The organism is Paraburkholderia sp. NMBU_R16, from assembly GCF_013282575.1.
In the GTDB taxonomy this organism is placed as follows: Bacteria; Pseudomonadota; Gammaproteobacteria; order Burkholderiales; family Burkholderiaceae; genus Trinickia.
Map to the genome: position 1 here is coordinate 1 of NZ_JAAAYE010000102.1, position 8,467 is coordinate 8,467.

Consider the following 8,467-nt stretch of genomic DNA (forward strand, 5'->3'; position numbering starts at 1 on the left):
GGTAGTACGTCATCACGCCATGCACTTCGGCGCGCGAGAGGTTCATCGCCCGCGCCAGCGGCGTCACGACCTCGGGCGGGATGAAACCGGCTTCGTCCTGTATCGCGTGCAGCACCGCGAGGAGCGAACGCCCTTCGCAGCAGTGCCGCGCGATCAATCGATCGGCGTCGAACACGCGTGTCTCCTTCAAGCGGTACGTTTTGTTGGAGTGCCGGGGCAGGCCGCCCGAGCGTGGCACTTCGTCAGCTAGCTTCTGATTCCTGCAGGTCACGCATTGCAGGCCGCTTGCATGGACAAATAGTGCGGGAGTCGACCTATTAGGAAAAGTTAAAGTTTTTTATCGTCAACATTGATCATAATGAATGGATCGGGAGCGGACGCCTGGCGCTGCTCCGCTATGCAGCGATGCCCTGTGGGGTTCGCATTTGGCGGTACAGCCCCCAGATCAGATCGAGTTGGCTGATCGCCCCGACGAGCCGGCCGCCGCCGTCGAGCACGCCCACACGATCGCACGCGTGATTCTTGAAGTGCGGTGCCAATTCGCTGATCGGTGTATCGGTGCGAACGGTACAGTCGTATTGACTCGGGTTCGACACCCTAGGCGAATGCGGCACGACAGACATGATGTCCGCGCAGGTAAGCTCCCCGCAATCGCGGGCAAGAGCGAAGCGGTCTTCGTCGCCGTGCAGTAACGCTTCGATTCCGCTCGAATGGCGGTGCGCGCTCGCGCCTGGCATCGACGCATCCTCAGTCCGGCCGCGCCGCGGAACGACCGACGACAGACGTTGCCAGAGGCTAGCCCAGCGTCCGGCCGCCGCATGGCTCGCGTCGCCGCTAAACGAGCGCGGATAGCGGTGCCCCATCATGAGGTGAAACGCAAGCGCGGCGCTCAGAAGTGCCGCCGATTGCAGTGCGATGGGAATCAAGACGAAGCGATATCCGAGCTCGTGAATCGCGGGGCCGCCGAGTACGGCAGTCAGGGCAACGGCGCCTGAAGGCGGATGCACGCATCGAAATGCCAGCATGACGCTGATGGCCAAAGCCACCGCCGTTGCGGCCGCAACGATCGGCGTGCCGATCAACTTCGCACATACCACGCCAACGATCGCGGCGCAGATATTGCCGCCCATGATCGACCACGGTTGGGCAAGCGGGCTTTCCGGCACTGCGAATAGCAATACCGCTGACGCGCCCATCGGCGCAACGAGCAACGGCGTCTCCATGTCCATACCGAGGACGGCATGCGCCGCCCAGCCCGTAAAGGCGATGCCGAACAACGCACCCAGACACGATCGAATGCGCTTACCTTGCCCGTCTCCGTTTTTCATCCGTATCGCTCGCTATCGACACAATATTCCGGGGCATCTCATGCACCAATGTGTGGCGAGAATACGGGTGGACGCACCAAACCCGACAGTCAATATTTCTTTGGATATCGATAACGCTTTGGTTATCGTCAGGGAAGTCCCTCGGCGAGAGCGATCGTCGCGTTTTGACCACGGCCAGTGACGGGTGCATGCGTCGCACGATGAACCATGACTTCGCATTCGTGCATCCGGCCCTTTCGCTGCAGCGCGATCATGGAGCTTCATCTCACTCGACGGCAACATCCACGAGCCCATGCCCCACGTGCTTTCGAAAGCTGCCTTGGTCGCTGTTCTCGCAACGTCGGCTTCGCTTGCAGCCGCGCCGCCCGTCTTCGCCGCCGGTATGCAGCCCGTCGACTGGTACACGAACGCCGTTACCGCGGACCAGGCTCGCAGCCGTGAGGACGCCGATCGGGATTACTACAATCGCCAATACTACAACCGGCAATACGAGAACCAGCGTTATAACAATCAGCTTGACAATCAGCAGTACTACAACCGTCAGTACTACAACCGACAATACGAAAATCAGCGTTATAACAACCAGCTGTATAACCGTCAGTACAACAACAGGCAGTATTACAACCGCCAGTACTACAACCGGGAATACTACAAAAACCACCGATGAGCGGCGCTGCCGCCGGCTGGGGCTCAACCGGTATCGCCGCCCGCAACGGGCACAACGGTGCCTGTGATATAGCTGGCCTCATCCGAAGCCAGAAACAGAATCGGTGCGACCTGTTCGTCGATCGTGCCGTAGCGCTTCAGGAACGTGGATTCGTTGACCTGCCGTACGGCCTCGCTCATCCAGATGCGTTCCTGCGCACTATCGCCCTCCGGATTGCGTGCGACGCGCCGCGCGGGTGCCTCGGTCCCGCCGGGCGCCGTCGCCACCACCCGTATGTTGTGCTCCGCGTATTCCATTGCCAACGACTGGGTCAGTGCATTGACGCCGCCCTTCGCGGCCGAATACGGCACGCGTCGAATACCGCGCGTCGCATTCGACGAAACGTTGACGATGGTGCCTCGACCGCGCCGAAGCAGATGCGGCAATACCGCATGGCACGCGTACAGTGTGGGCATCAACGAACGGCGAATTTCCGCATCGATCTGCGCTGGTTCGAACTCCGCGAACGGACGCATGCGAATGGCCCCGCCCACACCGTTGACGAGCACGTCGATTCCGCCGAACCGTTGTGCCGCAAACACCATCGCCGCTCGAGCGCCCTCGTAAGTCTCCATATCCGCGACGAAGCCGACCGCGCTCGCCTCCGGCGCTTGCGCGGCGACTTGCGCAACGAAATCGGCGCGATCGACCAAGACGACTTGGCCGCCTTCGGCAGCCACTCGCAGCGCGACACCACGACCAATACCCTGCGCCGCGCCCGTCACCACCACCACTTTGCCTGCGAATCGCTGCATGGTCATACTGCCCTCGCGCTTGCGTTGGGCGTGAACTTCTCGTAATGGAAACTGTTGGGCCTCACGCCGCTGTCGTCGAAATGCTTGCGTACCGCGTCGACCATCGGCGGCGGCCCGCATAGATAGACATCGACGTCGCCGCCGTTGAGCGCGTCGGCCGGAATGTGTTGCGTCACCCATCCCTTGCGCGCATGGCTCGACCCCGCATCGGCCACCACGGTCGCATAGCTGAAATTCGGCAGTCTTTCCGTGTAGGCCTCGACCGCATCCACCTTCACCAGATCGAGATCCCGCGTGACGCCATAGACCATATGCACCTTGCGCCGCGAATCGGTACGCGCCAGCACTTCCAGCATCGAGAGGAACGGTGCGAGGCCCGTGCCGCCGGCAAGAAAGAGCAACGGCCGCTGCGCCTCGCGCAGATAAAAGCTGCCGAACGGCCCGATCAGATCCAGTTTATCGCCCGGCTGCGCGGATTCGAGCCACGTGCTCATCACCCCACCGGGAATCTTTTTGATCAAAAAGCTGATCGTCGATTGGCCCGGAGCCGACGAGAACGAATAGGAACGGTTCTGCCCGCTACCCGGCACGTCGATATTGACGTACTGCCCCGGGAGAAACACCGGCGCGCACACGTCCGCATCGAGTTCCAGTACGACCGCCGCATCGTTGTGAGGCGCGACCTTCGCCACGGTCGCGGTAAACCGGCTCTGCTCGGTCTTGCATCCCGTGGAAGACGCGGGCACCGCGATGACACAATCGCTCTCCGGCACCATCTGGCAAGCCAGCACGAGCCCACCGCGCTTTTCGTCCTCGCTAAGCGCGTCTTCGATGTAGTTGTCACCGAGATCGTAGCGGCCGCTTTCGGCGCGGCATTTACAGGTACCGCATACCCCGTCCGCGCAGTCCATCGGTAGATTGATCTTCGCGCGAAAGGCGGCATCGAGCACCTTCTCGCCGGCCTTGCATTCGATGAAGCGGGTCACGCCGTCTTCGAAGTTCAGCGCAATGTTATAGCTGGACATGGAACCTCCTTCACTCCCATGTTGTTCCTCAGGCTCTGAATCTCAGACGTGATAGACGTCGAGTACCTGACGGATATAGTCGTTCTTCAATACGATCTTCTTGGACGAGATCAACAGCTGCCCGTCGACCTTTCGCAACGTAACGAACATCGTGCCGAAGAACTGATCGGTGACCTTGTAGCGATGGCTGAGCGTATGAAAGTTGTAGCGCACGTCCAATTCATCGCCGCGCTCGGCCAGCACTTCCACGTTGGCAACGTGATGGCTGGTCCGCGGTTCGGGTGTCGACGCACCGCTGCGCTCGGTCTTGATGCGGAACACGCGGTCTTCCAGACCGCCGCGGTCGCGGTAATACATCAACGAAATCTGACGCTCGGGGTCGTCCGTGATCTGATCGTCATCGTCCCATGCCGGCATCCAGTAGGTTACGTCGCCGGTATAGCAAGCGAGCCACTCGTCCCACTGACGGTCGTCGAGCAAGCGCGCCTCGCGATAAAGCACGTCGCAGACGGTACGGTAGTCGAAGCTCATACCGATGCCTCCTCTCGTTCCTCGTTCAACGCATCGCGCATGACCCGCACCCAGTATTCGTGTTGACAGACAAAGAGCCCCTCGTCTTCGCTGCGCTCGCCCGAGATGCGCGGCATCAATCCCATCTTCCTCGCGTTTTCGTCGGGGCCTTCCACCCACAACGGCGCACCGCGCGAAAGGTCGTTCCATTTCGCAGCCGTGCCCGCATAAGCTGTCTGACAGGCACGAAACTCTTCGAGATCGTCGGCAGTGCCCATGCCGGTGACGTTGAAGAAATCCTCGTACTGGCGAATGCGCGTTGCGCGATCGGTCGAGTCTTCGCCCTTCGGTGCGAAGCAGAAGATCGTGACCTCGGTTTTGTCCACGCTGATCGGCCGGACCACACGGATCTGCGTACTGAACTGATCCATCAGGAAAACGTTCGGATACAGGCAGAGATTTCTCGTCTGATTGACGATGAACTCGGCCTTCGCTTCACCGACGCGCGCCTTGATCTCGTCGCGGTGCCGATAGACGGGACGTACCTCCGGATTCATCGTCCTGGTCCACAGCAGAATATGGCCATGGTCGAACCCATACACGCCCGCAACGGATTTGCACCAGCTGTTTGCATCGACGGCCTGCGTGCCGCCCTCCTTACGCCGCCCCATCGTCGCCGCGTAATTCCAGTGCACGGTGCTGACGTGATAGCCGTCGCAACCGTTCTCCATCTGCATCTTCCAGTTGCCTTCGTAGATGTAGGACGAATTACCGCGCAAGACCTCCAAACCGTTCGGCGCCTGATCGACGATCTGATCGATGATGACCGTGGCCGCTCCGAGGTAATCCGCGAGTGGCTCGACGTCCGCGTTGAGGCTGCCGAACAGAAAACCGCGATAGCTCTCGAGACGCGCCACCTTTTTCAGGTCGTGGGATCCCGCGGTGTTGAACTGCGGCGGATATTGCGTGGTCCTCTCGTCCTTCACCTTCAGCAGCTTGCCTGTGTTCGAAAACGTCCAACCGTGAAACGGGCAGGTAAAGCTACCCTTGTTGCCGTGCTTGCGCCGGCACAGCATCGCACCCTTGTGAGCGCATGCGTTGATGACCGCGTTCAGCTCGCCGTTCTTGTCGCGTGTGATGACGATGGGTTGTCGGCCCATCCAGGTGGTGTAGTAATCGTTGCTGTTCGGGATCTGGCTTTCATGGGCCAGATACACCCAGTTGTTTTCGAAGATATGCTTCATCTCCAGTTCGAACAAACCGGCGTGGGTGAAGATATCGCGGCGGCAACGGAAAATGCCAGCCTGCTTGTCGTCCTGTACGGCTGCGGCCAGCAGGCCATCCAGGTCGTGGGCTTTATCGATGACGGCGGACATGTTTGCTCTCCGAGGCTCGCTCCAGCCAGTGCATGGAGCCGGAGCCAGGTATCGAATGATTCCAGGATCGAAGCGGGCGACGGTGGTCTCACCATGCCGCCGCTCGAACGCTTATGCGGTGGCTGCAGCGCGGGGGCGGTGAACGAGTTGATTGTCCTTGCCGCGAACCAGCGGGGTCAGCGCCAGGTTGAACTCGATTTCCCGATAGGCGTCGGCCTTGAGGCCCAGCGCGCTGCCGCCGGTCTTTTCGACGACATGAGGAATCAATTCCTCGCGCGTCGCATAGGCGAAGTCGTCCCAGATCAGCGGATCGCCCTCGATATTGAATTGCGTCGTCAGCTTGCGGCAGTTGTCGGCCGTGACGAAGAAGTGCACGTGCGCCGGGCGGTTGCCATGACGGCCCAGCGCATTCAAAAGCTGCTGGGTCGCGCCTTGCGGGGGACAGCCATAACCCACGGGCATCAAGGTGCGAAATTCGTATTTACCGTCCGCGCCCGTCCTGACCGCGCCGCGCAAATTGAATGCGCTTTGCGAACCGGTCGGATCGAAGTGCGAATAAAAGCCCTGCGAGTTGGCGTGCCAGCATTCGACCAAAGCGCCTGCAAGCGGGTGGCCGTCCGGCCCCGTGACGGTGCCGCGAATGACGAGCGGACCGGCATCGGGATCGGGATCGATGTCGATTCGTGAGACGCGCTCGCGCACCGGCGCGCCGGCGACATAAAGCGGCCCTTCGATCGTGCGCGGCGTGCCGCCATCGATACCGGCCGCCTTGTCCGCGGCGTCCATACGAATGTCCAGATACTTTTCCAGTCCGATCCCCGCGGCCAGCAGCGCCGCTTCGCCATCCTGGCCAAGCTTGTTCAAGTAGTTGACGCCCGCCCAGACCTCATCCGGCGTGATGTCGAGATCGTCGATCGCCTTGAACAGATCGCTGAGCAAGCGATGGGCGATCTGCTTGAAGCGCGCATCGCCATGGTTGCCTTCGAGGTTGGCCGCGGCGCTCAGCAGCGCCTGCACTTCGTTCGTGTCGAACACTTTGGTGCTCATGATAGGAGTCTCCAGATTGTTTTCGGGCAAAGCCGGTTCAATGTGCATCCGCCCTCAGGCGTCGCCGTCCCGGATCGACGACGGGTGACGGCACAACGGCGTCACCGAAATCTTCATGTACGGAAAAAGCGGCAAGCGGCTCAGGATGTCGTGCAGTTCGCTATTGCTCTCGACATCGAAGACGCTGTAGTTCGCGTACTCGCCGGCGAGGCGCCAGATGTGACGCCATTTGCCGCTGCGCTGCAGCGCCTGCGAATACGCCCTCTCGCGCGCCTTGATTTCGTCCGCCACGTCGGCCGGCATATCCGCCGGAAGGTTCACATCCATTCGCACGTGAAAAAGCATCGTCGCTATCCTCGTCTCAGGTATCGAGCTATCGGGCGGGTCGCGTGACTTGCGTCGACCCATCGCGTGTAAAACGCCTGACCTTGGCTTCGTCGAGTTCGATACCCAGGCCGGGGCCATCCGGTACGGTCAGCCCAAAATCGCTGTAATCCAGCGGCTCGGTCAGAATTTCCTCGGTGATCAAAAGCGGCCCGAACAGTTCGGTACCCCACTGCAGATCGGCGAAGCTGGCAAACAAATGCGCCGATGCGATCGTGCTGAATGCGCCTTCGAGCATCGTTCCGCCATAGAGCTCGATACCCGCCGCATCGGCAATCGCGGCGACGCGTTGCGCGGCGAACAGACCACCGCATTGCTCGATCTTGATGGCGAACACATCGGCGCCGTCGTTGCGCGCAATGTCGAACGCGCTTTGCGGGCCCTGAATGATTTCGTCGGCCATCAGCGCAACCGGGAACCGGCGCGTGAGGCGCGCCAGTGCCGCGGGCGACGCGACGGGCTGCTCGATCAATTCACAGCCCGCCTCGGCCAGGGCCGGAATGGCGCGCGCCGCCTGCGTCTCGCTCCAGGCCATATTGACATCCACGCGCACGGAAGCACGCCGCCCCATCGCACGCTTGATCTGTGCAACATGCTCGATGTCGGCATCGAGCTCCTTCGCTCCAATCTTCAGCTTGAAGATCCTGTGCCGACGCATCTCGAGCATCTGCTCGGCTTCGTCGATGTCCTTGGCGGTATCCCCCGAAGCCAGCGTCCACGCGATCGGTAGACGCTCGCGGCGGCGTCCACCGAGCAATTCGCTCATCGGCACGCCAAGGCGCTTGCCCTGTGCGTCGAGCAATGCTGTTTCAAGCGCGCTCTTCGAGAAGTGATTGACCTTGACCAGCTTGCCGAGATACGCCATCAGCGCTTCGATTCGCGTCGCATCCTTGCCGATCATCGCCGGCGCAAGATACGCGTCGATAGCCAGCTTCATCGACTCCGGACTTTCCGGGCCGTATGCCATGCCGGCGATCGTGGTGCCTTCGCCGATACCTGCAATGCCGTCGCTGCAATACAGCTTCACCAGCATCAACGTTTGCCCGTGCATCGTGGCTACGGAGAGCTTGTGTGGACGAATGGTCGGCAAATCGACGAGGCAGGTCTCGATGCGGTCGATCGTCGGTGCGTTCATGGAGTGCGCTGCGTACAAGGAGTTCATGGGTGGTTTTATACGTCTCACGCCCCGGCAGCGTCCAACACCTTTTTTATGGCTCTTTTGAAAATGCAGTGGGTAACGCGGCTCACGAGGCATGCGGGTTGAAGCTGGAGAAATCTAGCTTGCCGGCGATGAGGAACAGCACGGTTCGCATTGTTTCGAAGCGCGTGTAGCCGC

10 protein-coding genes are annotated in these 8,467 nt (G+C 60.8%); 1 reads left to right on the forward strand and 9 read right to left on the reverse strand.

The genetic code is table 11. From position 1 onward, the window contains the following. A partial coding sequence (locus GWC77_RS26235) for an NAD(P)H-dependent oxidoreductase subunit E (RefSeq protein WP_173261920.1) occupies nucleotides 1–175 on the reverse strand: 175 nt, incomplete at its 3' end. Nucleotides 176–395: 220 nt separating this feature from the next. After that, nucleotides 396–1,328, reverse strand: a complete 933-nt coding sequence (locus GWC77_RS26240; protein ID WP_173261923.1) for an HPP family protein — start codon at nucleotides 1,326–1,328, stop codon at nucleotides 396–398. 319 nt (nucleotides 1,329–1,647) lie between these two features. On the opposite strand from GWC77_RS26240, the gene GWC77_RS26245 reads away from it, so the two are divergent. Next, nucleotides 1,648–1,995 (forward strand): hypothetical protein, encoded by a 348-nt coding sequence (locus GWC77_RS26245; protein ID WP_173261926.1) that lies wholly within the window; start codon nucleotides 1,648–1,650, stop codon nucleotides 1,993–1,995. A gap of 23 nt (nucleotides 1,996–2,018) precedes the next feature. Here the strand turns inward: GWC77_RS26245 and benD are convergent, their stop codons facing one another. The 7 genes from benD to GWC77_RS26280 form a co-directional block, all read right to left on the reverse strand. Next, entirely contained in the window at nucleotides 2,019–2,795 is a 777-nt protein-coding gene (benD, locus tag GWC77_RS26250) for a benzoate diol dehydrogenase BenD (RefSeq protein ID WP_173261929.1), read from the reverse strand. After that, on the reverse strand, nucleotides 2,792–3,814 hold the full coding sequence (gene benC / locus GWC77_RS26255; protein WP_173261932.1) for a benzoate 1,2-dioxygenase electron transfer component BenC: 1,023 nt from the start codon (nucleotides 3,812–3,814) through the stop codon (nucleotides 2,792–2,794). The genes benD and benC overlap by 4 nt, the downstream gene beginning before the upstream one ends. Before the next feature lie 42 nt (nucleotides 3,815–3,856). Continuing rightward, nucleotides 3,857–4,345, reverse strand: coding sequence for a benzoate 1,2-dioxygenase small subunit (gene benB / locus GWC77_RS26260; protein WP_173261935.1), 489 nt, complete (start codon nucleotides 4,343–4,345; stop codon nucleotides 3,857–3,859). Further along, on the reverse strand, nucleotides 4,342–5,700 hold the full coding sequence (locus tag GWC77_RS26265) for a Rieske 2Fe-2S domain-containing protein (protein WP_173261938.1): 1,359 nt from the start codon (nucleotides 5,698–5,700) through the stop codon (nucleotides 4,342–4,344). The genes benB and GWC77_RS26265 overlap by 4 nt, the downstream gene beginning before the upstream one ends. Before the next feature lie 111 nt (nucleotides 5,701–5,811). Further along, complete coding sequence (catA, locus tag GWC77_RS26270; protein ID WP_173261941.1) at nucleotides 5,812–6,747, reverse strand: catechol 1,2-dioxygenase; 936 nt, start codon at nucleotides 6,745–6,747, stop codon at nucleotides 5,812–5,814. A 54-nt stretch (nucleotides 6,748–6,801) separates the two neighbouring features. Next, nucleotides 6,802–7,092, reverse strand: a complete 291-nt coding sequence (gene catC / locus GWC77_RS26275) for a muconolactone Delta-isomerase (RefSeq protein WP_173261944.1) — start codon at nucleotides 7,090–7,092, stop codon at nucleotides 6,802–6,804. 28 nt (nucleotides 7,093–7,120) lie between these two features. After that, the gene (locus GWC77_RS26280; RefSeq protein WP_173261947.1) at nucleotides 7,121–8,266 is read right to left on the reverse strand and encodes a muconate/chloromuconate family cycloisomerase; all 1,146 of its coding nucleotides are present in this window, start codon (nucleotides 8,264–8,266) and stop codon (nucleotides 7,121–7,123) included. Nucleotides 8,267–8,467 lie beyond the last annotated feature (201 nt).

Bases quoted from the DNA above. Each gene is read 5' to 3' on its own strand.
- GWC77_RS26240 (WP_173261923.1), bottom strand. From the start codon at position 1,328: ATGAAAAACGGAGACGGGCAAGGTAAGCGCATTCGATCGTGTCTGGGT.
- benD (WP_173261929.1), bottom strand. From the start codon at position 2,795: ATGACCATGCAGCGATTCGCAGGCAAAGTGGTGGTGGTGACGGGCGCG.
- benC (WP_173261932.1), bottom strand. From the start codon at position 3,814: ATGTCCAGCTATAACATTGCGCTGAACTTCGAAGACGGCGTGACCCGC.
- benB (WP_173261935.1), bottom strand. From the start codon at position 4,345: ATGAGCTTCGACTACCGTACCGTCTGCGACGTGCTTTATCGCGAGGCG.
- GWC77_RS26265 (WP_173261938.1), bottom strand. From the start codon at position 5,700: ATGTCCGCCGTCATCGATAAAGCCCACGACCTGGATGGCCTGCTGGCC.
- catA (WP_173261941.1), bottom strand. From the start codon at position 6,747: ATGAGCACCAAAGTGTTCGACACGAACGAAGTGCAGGCGCTGCTGAGC.
- catC (WP_173261944.1), bottom strand. From the start codon at position 7,092: ATGCTTTTTCACGTGCGAATGGATGTGAACCTTCCGGCGGATATGCCG.
- GWC77_RS26280 (WP_173261947.1), bottom strand. From the start codon at position 8,266: ATGAACGCACCGACGATCGACCGCATCGAGACCTGCCTCGTCGATTTG.